The following is a 16497-nucleotide window of genomic DNA, read 5'->3' as shown; positions in this document are numbered from 1 at the left end:
ACTGATACCGGATTAGATGGAGAAATCTATCGTTAAGGCCGTCTTACTCGACAGTAACGCTTTTTGCGAGATTACGTGGTTTGTCGATAGCACGCTCTTTCACGTCCGCGACATGATAGGCGAACAACTGGAGGTAGACGTTGGCGACGAGTGGCTCCAGCACGCCCAGTGGGGGGACGGGAAAGCCCACCTCGAAGTCGTCCTCGGTGGCCGACTCGGACGCCAGCGCGATGACCGGTGCACCGCGGGACTGGACCTCTTTGACGTTGTTGTACGTCTCCTCCGGACGGGCGCCGTCGGTGAGGATCGCCAGGACCGGCGTGGCCTCGGTGACCAGCGCGAGGGGGCCGTGTTTCAGTTCGCCCGCGGGGAACCCCTCGGCGTGGTCGTAGGAGATCTCCTTGAGCTTGAGCGCGCCCTCCAGCGCGACCGGGCTTCCGAGACGCCGGCCGATGAAGAAGAACGCCTCGCCGCCCGCGTAGGCCGCCGCGAGTTCCTGGACGGCTGCTTCCCTGTCGAGGGCCGTCTGGACCGCTCCCGGGAGGTCCTCGACGTGTTCGAGCAGCGTCCGCGCCTGCGAGGGGTCCAGTTCACCGCGCGCGTCGGCCACTGCGACGGCCAGCAGCGCGAGCGTCACGACCTGTGAGGCGAACGTCTTGGTCGCGGCGACACCGATCTCCGGTCCGGCGCGGATGTACAGCGCGTCGTCACACTCGCGGGCGATCGTACTGCCGACCGTGTTCGTCACACCGAGCGTCGTGATCCCGGTCCGATCGGCCGTCCGGAGCGCCCGGAGCGTGTCGGCGGTCTCCCCGCTCTGGCTGACGCCGACCACGAGGGTCCGCTCGGGGGTCCGCCCGCTCCCGACCGTGTACTCGCTGGCGATCTCGACGGTCACGCGCACGTCCGCGAACTGCTCCAAGAGCTGCTTGCCGTACAGACAGGCGTGGTAAGACGTCCCGCAGGCGACGAGCTGGATCTCGTCGAGGTCCGCAAGGAACTCTGGGGACAGCGAGAGATCCAGATCCACCGTCCCGGCGACGGGGTCGACCCGACCGGCGATGGCCTGTCGGAGCGACTGGGGCTGCTCGTGGATCTCCTTGAGCATGTAGTGGTCGTAGCCGCCCTTCTCGGCGGCGTCGGCGTCCCACTCGACGGACTGGACAGCGCGGTCGACCGGCTCCCCGTCGTTCCAGACGGTGACGTCGGTCCCGGTCAACAGAGCGACGTCGCCGTCTTCGAGATACGAGACGTCACGGGTGTGTTCCAGCAGCGGCGTGACGTCGCTGGCGATGAAGTTGCCGTCGGCGCCGTGACCGACCACGAGCGGGCTGTTGCGTCTGGCGGCGACGATGCCGTCGTACCCTGCCGCGACGACACCCAGCGCGTAACTCCCTTCGATGCGGTCCACGACCGCACTGACTGCCGCTCGCAGGTCGTCGGTCTCCGATAGCTCGGCCTCGACGAGATGGGCAACGACCTCGGTGTCGGTCTCGCTCCGGAACGTGTGTTCCGGCATCCCCGCACGGAGGTCGTCGTAGTTCCCGATGATCCCGTTATGGACGACCGCGACCCGGCCCGTACAGTCCGTGTGTGGGTGGGCGTTCGCGTCGGTCGGTTTCCCGTGCGTGCTCCAGCGGGTGTGGCCGATCCCGGTGGTCTGGGTCGCGCCCGCAGGCAGGTCCAGGTCACCGACGAGTCCCGTCCGCTTGAACACCGAGAGCTCGTCGTCGACCAGGGCGATCCCCGCCGAATCGTAGCCGCGGTATTCGAGTTTCTGCAGGCCCGAGACGAGCCGTGGCTGTGCGACCGAGTCTCCGATGTAGCCGATGATTCCACACATGATTATCCTCTCCGAACCGTCTCGCCCGATGCGATCTCTCCCCGCAGGACCGTCCCGCAGTCGGCGGTCACGTCCCGGCCGACGACCGTCCCCGGAGTCACCGTCACGTTCCCCCGGAGCCGGCTTCGGTCGGCGATCAGTCCGCCGAACTCGACGTCGTCGTAGACCGCGTCCGTCGCGACCACGCGGGCCGGTCCACCCTCAGCGGTGACGTTCGGCCCGATGTCGACGGACTCGCCGACGATGCAGTCGTGTAACACCGCACCGTCACCGATCGACGCTCCGGCCATCACGATGCAGTTCGAGAGCGTCGCGTTCGCACCGACTCTGGCCGACCGTCCCAGGGACGTTCCCGGCAACAGCGTCGTGTTCGGGCCGACTGTAGCCATCTCGTCGACTGCGACGTCGGTCGAGACGACGGCTGTCTCGTCGACGCCGTCGGGCACAGGTGTCGCCGCCCGACCGTGCAGGAGGTGTGCGTTCGTCGCCAGCAGGTCCCAGGGATGTGTGACCTCACACCAGTTCCCCCGGTGGACGACAGCCGAGAGCGCGTCCGCGTCCGCGAGCCACTGGAGTGCGGCGGCCATCCCGAACTCGCCGGCTTTGTCGGTGGCGTCGATCGCCTCGAAGACGCGCTCCCCGAAGACGTAGGCGCCGGCGTTGACCAGGAACGGGGGATCGTCCGTCGGCGTCGCCGAGACGCTCACCACGCGTTCCGCGTCGACGTCGACCGCACCGTATTCTGTGGGCCGGTCCGACTGGACGACGGCCACCGCCGACTCGCCGGTCGTCTCGTAGCGCTCCCAGAGTCGTTCCAGCAACTCGGCCGTGACCGGCTGGTCGCCGTGGAGCGCCATGAACGAACCCTCCAGTACCGACGCGGCCTCCGAGAGCGCGTGTGCGGCCCCGAGCTGGTGGTCCTGGACGACGTAGCTGATCGGGACGCCCCAGTCGTCGCCGTCGCCGAAGTGGTTCTGGATCCGCTCGCGGCTGTGGCCGACGACGAACACTACCTCGTCGGTACCGGCTGCGATAGCCGCCTCCAGCACCCGTTCGACGATCGGTCGGTTCCCGACCGGGACCATGGGTTTGGGCCGTCCTTCGGTCAGTGGACCAAGCCGGCGACCCTCTCCAGCGGCTAGAATTACGGTCTTCATAACTGTCTCCCCCTGGTAATCATGACTTATCTGACGGTAAGCGACGACATATAGTTTTGCACGATTAGCTCACTACCGGTAAGCGACAACAAACGGTTAAATGGACTCCACGCCACGTTGACGTATGGATCTACAGGACGAGCGGGTATCTTCTGCAGACGGCCGGCGGTCTCGGCGGACGTTTCTGAAATCACTCGCAGCGGTGGGCGCCGTCGGCGGGCTCGCCGGCTGTTCGTTCGACCAACGCGACAGGGTCGACCCGGGTGAGGAGACGCCGACGGATCCGCTGTTGACGCCGACGGAGGCACCGACCACGGCCTACGAACCCGAGCCGTACTTCGAGCAGGGTCCGACTGTCGCCGTCCAGGAGGTCGCCACCGGTCTCGTCTCCCCGAGCGCGCTGACGACGGCGGACGACGGGACTGACCGTCGGTTCGTCGTCGATCAGGTCGGACAGATCTACGTCCTCGGCGACGACGGGCTCGACCCGGAGCCGTTTCTGGACCTGACCGACCGCCTGGTCAGCGTCGGCGAGGGGCTGCCGAACTGGGTCTCCTACGACGAGCGGGGGCTGCTCGGACTCGCCTTTCATCCCGACTTCGCACAGAACCGTCGGTTCTACGTGCGCTACAGCGCCCCCGCCGAGGACCCCGACCTCGATCACCGGGAACGGCTCTCGGAGTTCCAGACGACGGCGGACGGGTCACGCGGGGACCCGGCGACAGAGCGGGTCCTGCTGGACCTGCCCTGGCCCCGCCCGATTCACCAGGCCGGTACCCTGGAGTTCGGCCCGGACGGGTATCTCTACGCGGCGCTGGGCGACGGGCTGAACCCGTTCAACGGCCAGGACATTACGGACAATTTCAAGGGGAGCATCCTCAGACTGGATGTCGACAGCCGGACCGACGGGAAACCCTACGGTGTCCCTGCGGACAACCCGCTGGTCGGCCAGGAGGGCCTGGACGAGCATTACGCCTGGGGGCTGCGTAACCCCTGGAAGATGGCCTTCAGCGGCGAGCAACTCATCGTCGGTGACGTCGGCCAGGCGACCTGGGAGGAGGTCAACGTCATCGAGAAGGGCGGCAACTACGGCTGGCCGCTGAAGGAGGGGTATCACTGCCACGACCCGCAGGTCGGCACCAGCGAGGACGGGGAGTGTATCGTCGAGTCCGACCGCGGCGAACCACTCGTCGACCCCGTTCTGGAGTTCCCGCACTTCAGCGACGCCGGTGATCCCGTCGGGTTCGCAGTCATCGGCGGACACATCCACACCGGCGACATCGACGCGCTCCGCGGGGAGTACGTCTTCGGCGTCTTCACCCGGTCGTTCACCGAACCGGCGGGCCGCCTCCTCGTGGCGACGCCACAGTCCTCGGGCCGGTGGCCGATCCGCGAGGTCCAGTTCGCCGACCGCGACAGCATCGGCATCCAGGTCCTCTCGCTGGGTGCCGTCGACGGTGACACCTACGTGCTTGGGACCACCGCGTCGCTCTCGGAGCAACCCCTCTCCCAGCAACAGGGCGTCGTCTACCGGCTCACCTCGGCCTGATCAGAGCACGCCGACCGACTCGTACCACGCGACGGTCTCCGTGAGTGCGGCCTGCCAGGATCGCTGGCGGACCGGGGCCTGTTCGGTGAGTTCGGGACGGACGGTGCCGTAGTCGCCGCGTTCGAGGAACCCGCCGCCGGGGACCGGCGAGACGCCGACCCGGTGGAGGGCGTCCAGCGCCGGCTTGACGACCCAGCGGGTGACGCCGAACGGGACGTCGATCACCCGGCAGGGCGTCGGCGTGTGGCGGGCGATGGTTCCGAGGACCTGGCCGTTCGTGAGGTTCGGCCCGGTCACCAGATGGCGGCCGTCGGCCCCTTCGTCGAGGCAGTGTCGGATCGTCGCGACCACGTCGTCGACGTGGACGATGTTGTACTTGTCGTAGGTGTACAGCGGCGGTATCAGTACCCGGTTCGAAGCGATGGGCCGGACGTGTTCGTACCGGGTGAGCCGGTAGTCCAGCGGCCCGAAGATGTACGTCGGATAGATCGCGGCGACCCCGAACGGGTGGTCCCGCCGGAACAGCACCTCCTCGGCGGCGACCTTCGACTGCTGGTAGGTCGAGTTGGGGTCGCTGGGAACGTCGGGGTGGGCACCGATGGTGCTGAGGAAGACGAACCGGTCGACGTCGTTCTCGGCCGCCGCGGTCACGAGCCGTTCCGTGCCGCCGACGTTGGTCGCGCCCATCTCGGATTCGGCGTAGACGGCCGCCGCGAGATGGACGATCGCGTCGGGGTCGGCTGCCGCGACCGCATCCGCGAGCGAGTCGTCGGTGAGACTTCCCCTGACGAGGTCGACGTCCTCGGGGAGTCGAGTGGTCGACGCTGTCGGACGGACCAGCGCGACGACGTCGGTCGCTTCGTCGACCCCCGCAAGCAGGTTGAGGCCGATGAACCCCGTCGCCCCTGTGACGAGCACCCTCATCGGGACACCTCCGTCTGCTCGTAGACGGTATCGAGGAGTTCCGTGATCGTGACCCCCCGATCGACCGGCGCGGTCGTGTCGGTGTCGCCGGCAGCGGCGTGGTCGGCGAAGTCGTGGATACGGGCCGTGTGGGCGTCCTCGGCGTCCGCCGGGTAGAGGTCGGCGACCCCGACGTCGACGATGGGGAGCGAACCGTGTTCGAACTCGAGGGGGCGGCCGTGGACCTCGCCGGAGAGGGTCTCGGGAGAGATCTCCAGCCACCCCTCGGTCCCGACCACGAGGAACCGCGAGACGCCGTCGGTCTGGGTCCACGAGGCCGAGAGGTCGACCGGCGTCCCGTCGAACGACAGCGAGACGCGAGCGGTGTCCTCGACGCCGCGGGCAGCGAGCGACCGGACCGAGGCGGTCGTGACCGCTGGCGCGGCCTCGAAGAGGTCCAGCACCACGTCGAGCGAGTGGGGGAACAGGTCTCGTGCGACACCGCCGCCGGAGACGGCCGGATCGTAGTACCAGCCCTGACCCGGCGCTGCCGAGTGGTGAGCGACCGAGATCTCTACGATATCGCCCAGTAGCGCGTTCCCGAGCATCGTGAGCGCCCGCTGGTAGTTCTCGTAGTACCGGTGGAGGTAGCCGATCTGCGTGACGATACCAGCGTCGTGGGCGGCGTCCCGCATCCGTCGCGCGCTCTCGGCGTCGGTCGTCAGCGGCTTCTCACAGAGGACGTGGCAGCCGGCGTCGACGGCGTCGATAAAAATACCTTCGTGTGTGCTTGGCGGCGTACAGATGGTGACGACGTCGAGATCCTCGGCAGCGAGCATCGCTGCTGCGTCCGGGTATCCGGGCAGCGACTGTGCAGCTTCGACGGTCGCTCGTCGGTCGCCGTTCTGCTCGGCGAACGCCGCGACACGGGTGTTCGGGTGGGTCTCGAACGCCGGTATGTGGTAATCGGTCGCCATCCACCCGGCCCCGACGACGCCCACGGCCAGTCTCGTCATGCTGGCCGAGTAGGCTGGCGACGAGTTAAACCCACAGGGAGACGAAACGTGCAGGGGTACAGTTAGGAGCGCCCGGGGCGAACGGCCAGGCGATGACCGATCTGACGACCTCGGTACACGACTCCATCACCGAGGTGAAGCAGGGCGAGTGGAACGCCATCGTCGCCCAGCAGTCTCGCACAGGGAGCGTCTTCGAGCGCTACGAGTGGTTGCTGGCCTACGAGCGGGCGACCGACGCCACCGGCTATCACGTCCAGGTCCGCAAGAACGGCACGCTCGTCGGGGTCCATCCCGCGTTCGTCCGGTCGCTGCCGGGAACACCCTTCCGCTTTCTCGGGCCGGCGATGCCCGGATCGAACGGTGCACTCGTCGCCACCGACGAGGCAGCAGTCTTCGACGCGATTGCCGAGCAAGCGGCCCGGGCCACCCACGGTCGGACCATCGGACATCTACTCAAACCCGCTTCCTCCCGCTCGCTCCGATACGCGAACCGACTGCAGGAGCGGGGGTACGTCCCTTCCGTCCGGGACTGCCAGTTCGAACTCGACATCGACCGGGAGTGGGCGGACATCGCGGCCGACCTCGACCAGAAGAAACGCCGGAACCTGCGCAAGGCCGACGAGATGGGTGTCACAGCAACCGAGGTACCGGTCACCGACGACAATCTCCGCGCGTTCGCCCGTAAACACGAGACCCACATGGAGCGTATCGACGGCGAGGGAACCTCGCTGTCGTTCCTGCAGGCGCTCCTGTCGACCGTCGGTGACCGTATCAAACTGTTCTCGGCTCGCGTCGACGGCGAGTCGGCCGGTGAACTGCTCGCCGTGCTGGGCCACGAACGTGACTGCCTCTACCTCCTGTTTCCGGCGTACGATTCCGAGATGTTCCGGTATTTCCCCTCGGAAGTCCTCTACCGCGGCGCCATCCAGTGGGGAATCGACCAGGGATTTACCACCTGCAACTACGGTGACACTAACCCGGACATCGACGACGGGACGTACGCGTTCAAGACCGCCTTCGGCGGGCAGCCGGTCGCGACCATCCGCTGGGAGCGCATCGGCTCTCGGGTCGGCCGGCTCCTCTATCTGCTCGGCGGGGAGCGGATCGTCGATCGGGTCCGACGGCCGCTCTCTCGCCTGGTCGGTCCCTGAGGACACCCACTCGCCACCGTTTTCACACGCGAGGCCTAACGCGGTCAGCATGAGTCCGGTCCCGCCACACTGCCGTGTCGAGACGACCCCGCCGGTGGCCGCAAGCGACTACTTCGCGGCCGAACGCGCCACCGTCGAGGGATACCTCGACATGGTCCCCGACAGCGTCGACCACGTGGGTGACGCTGCTGTGGGCCCGATCACCGTCCTCCCCTGGCTCTACGTGGCCGACCTGACAGGGTGGCGCGGCGGGATGCTCGCGCGACTGCTCGCAGACGAACGGGACTGTCCGTGCTATCAACTCTCCGTCCGCGCCCGCGACGCCGTCGAGACACTCTGGTCGGTGCTCGACGCGAGTGCGGAGGGGTCCGGTCGTCGTCCACATGGAACTCGGGAGCGAGAATGGGCCGGTGCCCGGAACCCTCCGTGAAGCCCTCGGACGCGGGTTCCGGCAACCACCCTGGCAGGTTCCGGAGGGCCGTGATCCGGTTGTCGGCCGGGCCGCCGACACGATCGTCGTCTTCACCGACACGCAACCGTCGAAGCGCATCACGTCGCCGCTACCCGAGGCCACGACGCCGTACACCGGTGCCGTGCTCTCGTACGCACCACGCCAGGGGATGCTTCCCGAACAGCCCGACGGGACGACCTTCCTCGCTGAACCGCCGGCTATCCACGAACGGGAGGCCAAACTGGAGACGTTCCTGCTCGCGACGGTCCCGGAGGCCCCCGACAGCCGGCAGTTCGTGAGCGCCGCCGTGGAGGCGCTGTCGATCACGCACTCGGTCATCGGCAAGCGGGACTTACTGTTCGACATCTCGCCCCGACTCGCGCTGAAGTACGGCCGCCAACTCGACACGCTCTCGCTGTCGGACGTGCTCGACCGGTTCCGTGCGGATCTGCTCGGACAGGTCCCGCAGAGCCCCGGCAGTGCCGACCTCCGGGAGACGCTCGCGGACCTGCTCCACGAGTAGTCTATCGTAGCCATTGAAAATCAGTGCACACCGATCGCACGACAGTCGTGCGATCGGTGTGTACATCGTTTCAATTGTTACGATACCGCCTGTACCGTGAGGGGGGCTGGCTCGTCCATCGGGGGCCCGACTGCTGGCGCCGTGCACGTTCGCGCAGTCGGTCGATACGGTCCTCCATCGGTGGATGCGTCGACAGCAGATGCGACAGGGGATGCTCGTCGTCGCCGTGGACGTACAGCGGCGTCAGCGGCCCCAGGTCCGGTTTCGAGGCCCGCTCGATCTTTCGCAAGGCGCGAGCCAGCGCCAGCGGATTACCCGTCACCTCGACAGCCCGGTCGTCGGCCGCCCACTCCCGGTGGCGGGAATAGGCCAGGACCAGCAGCGTCACCACGATCCCCAACAGGCCGACGACGTAGAGCGCGTACCGCTGTGTCCGGCCGAGGATGGTCTGTTGCCACGTCTCGGGTCGCCCGCGGATGAGCGCCAGCGCCCGCGCGACGCCCCCGGTCAGGATCACCACGGGGAACAACACGAGGCTGACCAGGCCGACGAGACTCCGCGTAAGGCTGTATCCCAGCGTCTGGACGAGCGCGTCGCGGTTCTCCAGGTGGGCCAGTTCGTGGGCCAGCAGGGCCTCCATCTCCTCGCCCGAGAGGTATCCGAAGAGCCGCCGGTCGACGACGATAGCGGCGCCGTTCCCACCGACAGCGAACGCGTTCGGCACCGGGAGCCGAGCCACGAGCAGCGTCGGCCGCCGGAGATCCATCACCGACGTCAGTCGGTCCAGTCGCTGGTAGACGCCCGGTGCCCGCGACGGCGGGAGTTCGACTGCGTCGAGCGACCGCTTGAGCTGTGTCGTGCCGGCCCAGTAGCTCACCAGGCCGAAGACCAGTGCGGTGCCGACCACCGTGGCCGCGACGACGGTCGGCGAGGGTCGCTGTGCCCACAGCACGACGAGCAGTTCGTACCCGACCCACGCTGCCAGCCCGTAGACGACGAGCGACGAGAGGCCGACGACGAACAACAGGACCCGGCGACCAGCGTCCATGACCGTGGTTCGGACTGGACTGCCGAAACCGCTTCGGTGGAGCGGTTCTTCGGACCGCTGGCCGATGTTGGTTGGGTAGGTGACATTAAGCTCTCGGACGACCTACGACTGCCATGAACGACGGACAACGCATCGACTGGCGGGCCATCCCGCGTCGGTACCGGGCCTGGCAGGCGCGACCGCTCTGGAGCAAACTGCTGTGGCTCGTCTCACGAACTGTGACGATGGTGGTCGCGTACGTCGCCTTCGCGGCCGGGATCATCTGGTACAACACCCCGGATACCGTCGAGGGAATCGTTGCTGGCGACAGTTCGATACTGGTCTTGATCCCGGCGCTGGCGGCGCAACCGGAACTGCTCGTCGTCCTCGCGCTCCTGGTGCCAGCCGTCCTGGCTGCAGTGTTGCTCCCGCACAAAGCGGCCTGGCAACGGTGAGTGCCCGCTGGCTGGCCCGTCTTCGACGCTGCACGACCGGTCTGTCACGGGTATCGGCGCCGGCTACGTGGTGTGTCTGTGCGGATTCGCGATGGGTTCGGTTACCGACGGGGCTGGTCCAGGGAGAGATCACGTAACCCGATCGTATTCTATATCGCGGATACTGATTTATCCTGTCTCGTCGTCGCTCCGCTGCAGATCGACTCTCGAACGGTCTGGCGTCGGAATCTGGTGGCTCGGCGGCGAGTGCTCCGGCGGTTCGCTGGATATCGGTGAACGGTGACAATTAGCAAGGCCGACGGGCAGACACAGGGGAGCGCTCGCTTTCCCACAGCCCGACACACCGCGACAGGGACCACTGTGAGGACCGACTGTTGCCAGGGTTCCGACCCAACCGCCATGACTGCCCAGACCTCGCATCCCGCGTTCGGGACAGCACCGAACTGCTGGGCCTACCCTGCAGTTCGCTCTTCAATAGAGGTCACAGACGGATTCCATATCGCGCCGAGACGTTTACAGCGTCAGACGCCGCTGCTGGAATGCTGTTAGCGAAAACTGTGACAAGAGACGTTCTATGTCTCGATATGGGCGGTATCCGTCTGTACCGTGGTCGGGACATGCCGACGCATCACGTACCAGTCGCTCCGATACCGCAGCGTCTCCTGCCGGGATCGTATCATGACTGGTCAACAGGACAACTAGTTCGTCGCTGGAGCAGCGCACCGCACGACGGTCCTCACGGCTGCCGATCGGCGGCGTCTCGGATTGCACCGAGCATCGGACGGCGAGAGCGACACTCACGGGCGGACTCGACCGAATCATCGCAGCAGATGCCAGACGACTGCTCTGTACTCTCCCGGGAGTGGCCTCCCCCGGAGCAGCCGCGACTGCTGATCGAGCTTGGCCCGGTCGATCGTTGCCTGTGGAACGCGAACGAGCCTCTGCGGGCGGATTTCGTATTCGGGGCCACACTGGTGATATATTCCTATCTGCTATATCGAATCAGCCGAGGTGCGTCTGCAGCGTCTCTGCAGTCTGCTCCCCGACGCCGTCGACGGACCGCAGTTCGGCCGTGGATGCGGTCCTGACCCCGTCGACGCTGCCGAAGCGGCGCAACAGCCGTTTGCGCGTCTCGGGGCCGACGCCCGGCACGTCGTCCAGGGCCGTCGATACCTCGTCACGGACAGTCTGGTGGTACTGGACGGCGAACCGGTGGGCCTCGTCGCGGACGCGCTGGAGGAGGTGGAGGTGTGGCGCGTCGTCGGGCCAGTCGTGGACGCCGTCGGGCGTGACGACGAGTTCCTCGTCTTTGGCCAGCGCGATGGCGGGGACGTCCCAGCCCACCTCGGCGAGCGCGTCACGGGCGGCCCCGAGCTGGCCGTCGCCGCCGTCGATGAGCAACAGGTCGGGGTCGGGGCGGTCGTCACGGCCCTCGACCGCCCGCTCGGCCCGCCAGCGGACCAGCGCTCGCATGTTCGCGTAGTCGTCGTTGCGCTCGGTGAGTTTCTTCCGCCGATAGTCGGACTTCTCCGGATTCGTTCCCACGAAGGTGACGTCCGACCCGACCACTGCGCGGCCCTGAGCGTGGCTCACGTCGAACCCCTCGATACGCTCGGGTCGGTCGATGCCCAGTGCGTCGGCGAGCGCACCGAGTTCGTCGTCGACCCCACCACGCTGGCGGGCGTTCTTGAGCGCGAGGTCCACGAGCGTTGCCTCCCGCCCGGCACCGGGGACCCGCAGGTCGACGCCCTCCTCGGCCAGCCACGCCTCGATCTCCGGGTCGCCGGGGTCCTCCGCACAGAGGATCGTGTCGGGGAGCTCCCGTTCGGCGTAGTACTGGGGGACGAACGCCCGGTAGACTGCCTCGGTGCCCTCGCCGTCCGGGGCCGACAGCGTGTGGCGCTCGCGTTCGACGAGTTTGCCGCTCTCGGCGTGGAGTCGTGCGACGATCGCGTTCTCTCCTTCGAGGGCAGCACCGAGGACGTCGGTCGTCGTCTGGCCACCGGCGTCGCTGACAGCCGTGTCGCTCTCGCCGAGGAACGCCTCGACGGCGTCCAGTTTGTCCCGAAGGTTGGCCGCCCGTTCGAAGGCCTGTTCCTGTGCTGCTGCCTCCATCTCCCGCCGGATCGGGTCGGTGAGGATGCCGGTCTCGCCCTCGAAGAACCGCTCGACGCTCTCGACGTCGACGGCGTAGTCGGCCGTCGCTATCTCGCCGGTACAGGGGGCCGTACAGATGCCCATCTCGTAGTCGAGACAGGGGCGGTCGCGGGTGCGGTACTTGTGGTCCGAACAGCCACGCAGCCCGTAGGTCTCCCGCAGGGCCTTCACGACCGTCTCGACCCGGCCCTTGTCGGTGAACGGGCCGTAGACGGTCGCCCCCTCGTCGGGGTCGCGGGTCACCTCGATCCGTGGGACGGCGTGGTCGGTCAGCTGGACTAGCGGGTAGGACTTGTCGTCTTTCAGCCGGACGTTGTACGGCGGCCGGTGGCGCTTGATGAGGTTCGACTCCAGCAGGAGCGCCTGTGTCTCGGTGTCGGTCACCGCGAAGTCGATGACGGTCGCCCGGTCGACCATCGCCGCGATGCGGTCGCTGCGCGGGTCGGCGTACGAGCGCACCCGATCGCGCAGGTCGACGGCCTTGCCGACGTAGAGGACCCGACCGGTGTCGTCCTCGAACTGGTAGACGCCGGGCTCGTCGGGGAGGTCACCAGCGCGTTCACGGACCGCGACAGCGTCCATCGCGTGCCAGTTGGCACCCGACGGAGTTGAACGTCACGCCAGCGAATCGTCCGCGGGGACGTCCCAGTTCGGGTCCGGGGGTGCGTCGCCGGGGTAGAGGGCGGCCCGAAGCTCTTCGAGGACGTCCTCGTCGTCCGGCGCCGTCAACTCGATGTCGTCCTCGCCAGCGATCGAGAGCACGAGCAACCGCTCGCGCGTCCAGGCGTAGACACCCAGCACGACGGCGGCAAAGGCCAGCGCGAGCCCGCCGAACAGACGCATGAGGTCGTCTAGCTGGGCGAGCAGCGTCAGCATCGTCTGGAGCAGGCCCATCATCCCCCCGAGACCGAGCTGGCCGGTCGCGGCGCCGCCGGTCAGCGAGATGTCGCCGACCATGCTGTCGAGACTGATCATCTGGCCCGCGATCACGAGGAACAGGCCGGCGACCAGCGCCTTGATGCCCTGTTCGAGGAACTCCCAGCGGCCGCTGGTCGTCAGGTCGACGCCCTCGACGTTGGGGCGGTCGACGGCGTGGTAGTTCGACCCCTCGCGGTCCGGCGTGAACGCCAGCGCGCGGTGGCTCGTGACCACGACGCCGCCGTCGCCGACGGTGACCTCCGCCTCGATTGTCTCGCCGTCGAACAGGAGGTCCTCGGCGCGGTCGACCCAGCGCATACACACCGTATGGCGGGCATCCGATTTCAACCCTCGGCTGGCGCCAGGCTATGGGACGTACTGTTCAGCTGACACCCGCAACGGCTAACACGCTACCGCCCGTCTGTTCGGACGATGCGAACGGATCCCCGCTGCCCCCACTGCAACGAGAAGGTCAGCGCCACGGCTTCGTGGTGCATGCACTGCGGGCAGGACTTCGACGAACCGAGAGAGGCGGGCAGTGGCGAACTCACGGACGCACTGGCACGCGGGGACGGCAACGCTATCGTCGTCCAGTTCAACGACAGCGAGTACGGACCTGGCGCCGTCGGTGTCGCGCTGGGGGTCGTCGCGCTGCTGACGCTCCCCATCGTCTCGCCGCCGAACCTGACGCTCTTCTATCTCGCCGCGGTCTTCGCCGTCGGCTACCTGGCTGCCCAGCGACCGACCGCCGCCGACGCACTCTCTCGGGGCGCCCAACTGCTCGCGCTCGCTCCCTTCCTCCTGTGGCTGCTCTCTGCGCTCCTGTACGCGGTCCCGCCGATCACCGCGCTGTTCGGGCCCATCGTCTACGCCGGCCTCGCGATCCTCCTCGCGCGGCGGATCGAGAGCTCGCTGCTGGCGTGACGCGCCGGTATCAAAACTACCATGCCACCCGGTTGCGAAGTGCCGTCCAACAGATGGTTACACAGCGAGAGAAACAGGAGTACACGGACGATTACCCCGAGAAGACACTGTATCTGCCCGGCCCGACCGAGGTCCGCGAGGACGTCGTCGAGGCGATGGCCCAACCGATGTTCGGCCACCGGATGGACCGGATGACCGACCTCTATACGACTATCGTCGAGGACACCAAGGAGTTCCTGGGTACCGACAACGAGGTCATCGTCCTCACGGCCTCCGGCACCGAGTTCTGGGAAGCGACGACGCTGAACCTCGTCGAGGACGACATGCTCGTGGCGACCTCCGGCGCGTTCAGCGAGCGCCAGGCCAACGTCGCCGACCGCCTCGGAAAGAACGTCGACCGGATCGAGTACGACTGGGGGCAGGCGGTCAAGCCCGCGGACATCCGTGACGCGCTCGAAGCGAAAGACGGGGGCTACGACGCCGTCGGCGTCGTCATGAACGAGACCTCCACGGGCGTGCGCAACCCTGTCGAGGAGATCGGTGACCTGCTGGGCGACTATCCGGACACCTACTTCGTCGTCGACGCCATCTCCTGTCTCGGCGGCGACCAGATCGATATCGAGGCCCACAACATCGACTGTATCTTCACCTCGACCCAGAAGGCCTTCGCGATGCCGCCGGGCCTGGCGGTCTGTACCGTCAGCGACGCCGCCTACGAGCGGGAACTCGACAAGGATTCGGCGTCCTGGTACGGCGGCTTCCAGCGCTGTCTGGACTACTACGATCGGAAGGGTCAGACCCACTCGACGCCGGCCATCCCGATCATGCTCGCCTACCGCAAGCAGATGAAACACATGCTCGACGAGGGTCACGACGCCCGCGACCAGCGCCATCAGGAGATGGCCGAGTACACCCGCGAATGGGCCCGCGAGCACTTCGGCCTGTTCCCGGAGGAGGGCTACGAGTCCCAGACCGTGACCTGCGTCGAGAACACGCAGGGGATCGACGTCGCTGCGACGGTCGAACAGGTCTCCGAGGAGTACGACATGGTCTTCTCCAGTGGCTACGGCGACCTCAGCGAGGAGTCGTTCCGCATCGGCCACATGGGCGAACACACCGTCGAGAGCATCAAAGAACTCACGGACGCCATCGAGGACGTCGCGGATCTGTAGGCCGACTCGTCGGCCGTGTCGGTGAACCGGTCACTCCGCCGGGTCGGCGGCGAGTGTCCGCTGGACGCTCCGTCCGATTTCGACGACCGAGCCGAGTCCGATTCCGACCGCGCCGACGACCAGACCCAGTAGGGCGACGGCGGCAACGGGGTCGAGGACGTCCAGATCGAGTACGGTCAGCAGGTTCCAGCCACCCTGTGCGAGGCCAGCACAGACTGCGCCCGCGAGGCCACTGATCGTCAGCCGGTGGACCCAGGGCGAGGGGGGACGCCGCCGGAGCAGTACCCACCCGACGACTGCCTCGACGATCGTCGCCGCCGCGATCACGAGTGCGAAGAAGAAAAAGAGGCCAGCAAGGCTCGTTCCGCCGTTGTCGGGCTGTTCGTAAGCCCACATCTGATAGACAACCAGCGCCAGGTTGGCCACCCCCAGGCCGATCCCCCCGAGGGCGAGGCGTTTCGCGGTCCGTTTCGAGAGCACGTCGGTCGGTTCCCGAGCAGTCGATAAGTGTCTTCTTATATACACGTCGTCCGACAGCCGCGACGCGCTCCCGACCGGCGGCTACGACAGCCCTCGCGACATCGTAACGAAATTGTTACGACTAACGATTTTGGAAGTATTTATCAGCCAGCCCGGCGACCGCCGAGTCGTGTATACTGGTATCGTCGAAACCACGGGCACGATCCGCAGTATCGACCGCACCGAGGACGGACTGACTCTCGCCGTCGACGCGCCGTTCGAGCGGGCAGTCGGCGACAGCGTCGCCGTCGACGGCGTCTGTCTCACGGTGACGGAGCACGACGCCGACAGTCTCGTCGCCGACTGCTCGGCCGAGACCGTCGCCCGGACGGCCCTGGGCGAACGTCGGCCCGGCGACAGCGTCAACCTCGAACGTCCGCTGGCCGCCGACGGCCGCTTCGACGGCCACGTCGTCAAGGGGACCGTCGACACGACGACGCGGCTGGTGGCGATCAACGAGGACGGCGACACCCACGAGTACGTCTTCGAGCGGCCCGCGACGCCCTACGTCGTCGAGAAGGGTGCGGTCGCCATCGACGGGGTGAGTCTCACCGTCAGCGATCTCGACGGCGAGACGTTCTCTGTGGCGACGATCCCGGCGACCCGCGAGGTGACGACGCTCTCGGCATCCGCACCCGGCGACACCGTCAACGTCGAGTACGACGTGCTGGCGAAGTACGCGCGCGGGCCAGCCGTCGAGGCGTAACGCGGCCGCGGGCGTAGCGGCGTATA

16 protein-coding genes are annotated in these 16497 nt (G+C 67.2%); 8 read left to right on the top strand and 8 right to left on the bottom strand.

What is annotated here, in order from left to right:
* Positions 1-43: 43 nt before the first annotated feature.
* Both glmS and Hhyl2_RS10610 read right to left on the bottom strand, forming a co-directional pair.
* Positions 44-1843, bottom strand: coding sequence for a glutamine--fructose-6-phosphate transaminase (isomerizing) (gene glmS / locus Hhyl2_RS10615; RefSeq protein WP_483550752.1), 1800 nt, complete (start codon positions 1841-1843; stop codon positions 44-46).
* A gap of 2 nt (positions 1844-1845) precedes the next feature.
* Positions 1846-3000, bottom strand: a complete 1155-nt coding sequence (locus Hhyl2_RS10610) for a sugar phosphate nucleotidyltransferase (protein WP_483550751.1) — start codon at positions 2998-3000, stop codon at positions 1846-1848.
* Positions 3001-3124: 124 nt separating this feature from the next.
* Between Hhyl2_RS10610 and Hhyl2_RS10605 the strand changes: the two genes are divergently transcribed.
* Positions 3125-4549: a PQQ-dependent sugar dehydrogenase gene (locus Hhyl2_RS10605; protein WP_483550750.1), complete on the top strand. Its 1425-nt coding sequence runs from the start codon at positions 3125-3127 to the stop codon at positions 4547-4549.
* On the opposite strand, the gene Hhyl2_RS10600 is transcribed toward Hhyl2_RS10605, so the two are convergent.
* Positions 4550-5473, bottom strand: coding sequence for an NAD-dependent epimerase/dehydratase family protein (locus Hhyl2_RS10600; RefSeq protein ID WP_483550749.1), 924 nt, complete (start codon positions 5471-5473; stop codon positions 4550-4552).
* Positions 5470-6468, bottom strand: coding sequence for a Gfo/Idh/MocA family protein (locus Hhyl2_RS10595; protein ID WP_483550748.1), 999 nt, complete (start codon positions 6466-6468; stop codon positions 5470-5472). Before Hhyl2_RS10595 ends, Hhyl2_RS10600 begins: the two co-directional genes overlap by 4 nt.
* A 92-nt stretch (positions 6469-6560) precedes the next feature.
* Between Hhyl2_RS10595 and Hhyl2_RS10590 the strand changes: the two genes are divergently transcribed.
* From Hhyl2_RS10590 to Hhyl2_RS10580, 3 genes are read left to right on the top strand one after another with little or no spacing between them, the layout of a single operon-like run.
* The gene (locus tag Hhyl2_RS10590) at positions 6561-7619 is read left to right on the top strand and encodes a GNAT family N-acetyltransferase (RefSeq protein WP_483550747.1); all 1059 of its coding nucleotides are present in this window, start codon (positions 6561-6563) and stop codon (positions 7617-7619) included.
* Between the two features lie 49 nt (positions 7620-7668).
* A complete protein-coding gene (locus tag Hhyl2_RS10585; RefSeq protein ID WP_483550746.1) occupies positions 7669-8049 on the top strand; it encodes a hypothetical protein in 381 nt (126 codons plus the stop codon).
* Positions 7976-8593 carry a hypothetical protein gene (locus Hhyl2_RS10580; RefSeq protein WP_483550745.1) on the top strand — a complete coding sequence of 206 codons (618 nt, stop codon included), beginning with the start codon at positions 7976-7978 and terminating at the stop codon, positions 8591-8593. Before Hhyl2_RS10585 ends, Hhyl2_RS10580 begins: the two co-directional genes overlap by 74 nt.
* Before the next feature lie 70 nt (positions 8594-8663).
* On the opposite strand, the gene Hhyl2_RS10575 is transcribed toward Hhyl2_RS10580, so the two are convergent.
* On the bottom strand, positions 8664-9641 hold the full coding sequence (locus tag Hhyl2_RS10575; protein WP_483550744.1) for a M48 family metallopeptidase: 978 nt from the start codon (positions 9639-9641) through the stop codon (positions 8664-8666).
* Between the two features lie 113 nt (positions 9642-9754).
* Between Hhyl2_RS10575 and Hhyl2_RS10570 the strand changes: the two genes are divergently transcribed.
* Positions 9755-10075, top strand: coding sequence for a hypothetical protein (locus Hhyl2_RS10570; RefSeq protein ID WP_483550743.1), 321 nt, complete (start codon positions 9755-9757; stop codon positions 10073-10075).
* Between the two features lie 1002 nt (positions 10076-11077).
* On the opposite strand, the gene Hhyl2_RS10565 is transcribed toward Hhyl2_RS10570, so the two are convergent.
* Positions 11078-12814 carry an excinuclease ABC subunit C gene (locus Hhyl2_RS10565; protein ID WP_483550742.1) on the bottom strand — a complete coding sequence of 579 codons (1737 nt, stop codon included), beginning with the start codon at positions 12812-12814 and terminating at the stop codon, positions 11078-11080.
* A 33-nt stretch (positions 12815-12847) separates the two neighbouring features.
* Positions 12848-13468 carry a hypothetical protein gene (locus tag Hhyl2_RS10560; protein ID WP_483550741.1) on the bottom strand — a complete coding sequence of 207 codons (621 nt, stop codon included), beginning with the start codon at positions 13466-13468 and terminating at the stop codon, positions 12848-12850.
* A 114-nt stretch (positions 13469-13582) separates the two neighbouring features.
* Between Hhyl2_RS10560 and Hhyl2_RS10555 the strand changes: the two genes are divergently transcribed.
* Entirely contained in the window at positions 13583-14074 is a 492-nt protein-coding gene (locus Hhyl2_RS10555; RefSeq protein ID WP_483550740.1) for a zinc ribbon domain-containing protein, read from the top strand.
* A gap of 53 nt (positions 14075-14127) precedes the next feature.
* The gene (locus Hhyl2_RS10550) at positions 14128-15246 is read left to right on the top strand and encodes a pyridoxal-phosphate-dependent aminotransferase family protein (RefSeq protein ID WP_483550739.1); all 1119 of its coding nucleotides are present in this window, start codon (positions 14128-14130) and stop codon (positions 15244-15246) included.
* 30 nt (positions 15247-15276) lie between these two features.
* Here Hhyl2_RS10550 and Hhyl2_RS10545 read toward each other — a convergent pair whose 3' ends face one another.
* Complete coding sequence (locus Hhyl2_RS10545) at positions 15277-15726, bottom strand: hypothetical protein (RefSeq protein WP_483550738.1); 450 nt, start codon at positions 15724-15726, stop codon at positions 15277-15279.
* A 169-nt stretch (positions 15727-15895) separates the two neighbouring features.
* On the opposite strand from Hhyl2_RS10545, the gene Hhyl2_RS10540 reads away from it, so the two are divergent.
* Complete coding sequence (locus Hhyl2_RS10540; protein WP_483550737.1) at positions 15896-16471, top strand: riboflavin synthase; 576 nt, start codon at positions 15896-15898, stop codon at positions 16469-16471.
* Positions 16472-16497: the final 26 nt, after the last annotated feature.

The sequence above is a fragment of the Haloarcula sp. H-hyl2 genome, from assembly GCF_056934385.1.
This window is presented reverse-complemented; position numbering and strand designations above follow the sequence as displayed.

Bases quoted from the DNA above. Each gene is read 5' to 3' on its own strand.
- glmS (WP_483550752.1), bottom strand. From the start codon at position 1,843: ATGTGTGGAATCATCGGCTACATCGGAGACTCGGTCGCACAGCCACGG.
- Hhyl2_RS10610 (WP_483550751.1), bottom strand. From the start codon at position 3,000: ATGAAGACCGTAATTCTAGCCGCTGGAGAGGGTCGCCGGCTTGGTCCA.
- Hhyl2_RS10605 (WP_483550750.1), top strand. From the start codon at position 3,125: ATGGATCTACAGGACGAGCGGGTATCTTCTGCAGACGGCCGGCGGTCT.
- Hhyl2_RS10600 (WP_483550749.1), bottom strand. From the start codon at position 5,473: ATGAGGGTGCTCGTCACAGGGGCGACGGGGTTCATCGGCCTCAACCTG.
- Hhyl2_RS10595 (WP_483550748.1), bottom strand. From the start codon at position 6,468: ATGACGAGACTGGCCGTGGGCGTCGTCGGGGCCGGGTGGATGGCGACC.
- Hhyl2_RS10590 (WP_483550747.1), top strand. From the start codon at position 6,561: ATGACCGATCTGACGACCTCGGTACACGACTCCATCACCGAGGTGAAG.
- Hhyl2_RS10585 (WP_483550746.1), top strand. From the start codon at position 7,669: ATGAGTCCGGTCCCGCCACACTGCCGTGTCGAGACGACCCCGCCGGTG.
- Hhyl2_RS10575 (WP_483550744.1), bottom strand. From the start codon at position 9,641: ATGGACGCTGGTCGCCGGGTCCTGTTGTTCGTCGTCGGCCTCTCGTCG.
- Hhyl2_RS10570 (WP_483550743.1), top strand. From the start codon at position 9,755: ATGAACGACGGACAACGCATCGACTGGCGGGCCATCCCGCGTCGGTAC.
- Hhyl2_RS10565 (WP_483550742.1), bottom strand. From the start codon at position 12,814: ATGGACGCTGTCGCGGTCCGTGAACGCGCTGGTGACCTCCCCGACGAG.
- Hhyl2_RS10560 (WP_483550741.1), bottom strand. From the start codon at position 13,468: ATGCGCTGGGTCGACCGCGCCGAGGACCTCCTGTTCGACGGCGAGACA.
- Hhyl2_RS10555 (WP_483550740.1), top strand. From the start codon at position 13,583: ATGCGAACGGATCCCCGCTGCCCCCACTGCAACGAGAAGGTCAGCGCC.
- Hhyl2_RS10550 (WP_483550739.1), top strand. From the start codon at position 14,128: ATGGTTACACAGCGAGAGAAACAGGAGTACACGGACGATTACCCCGAG.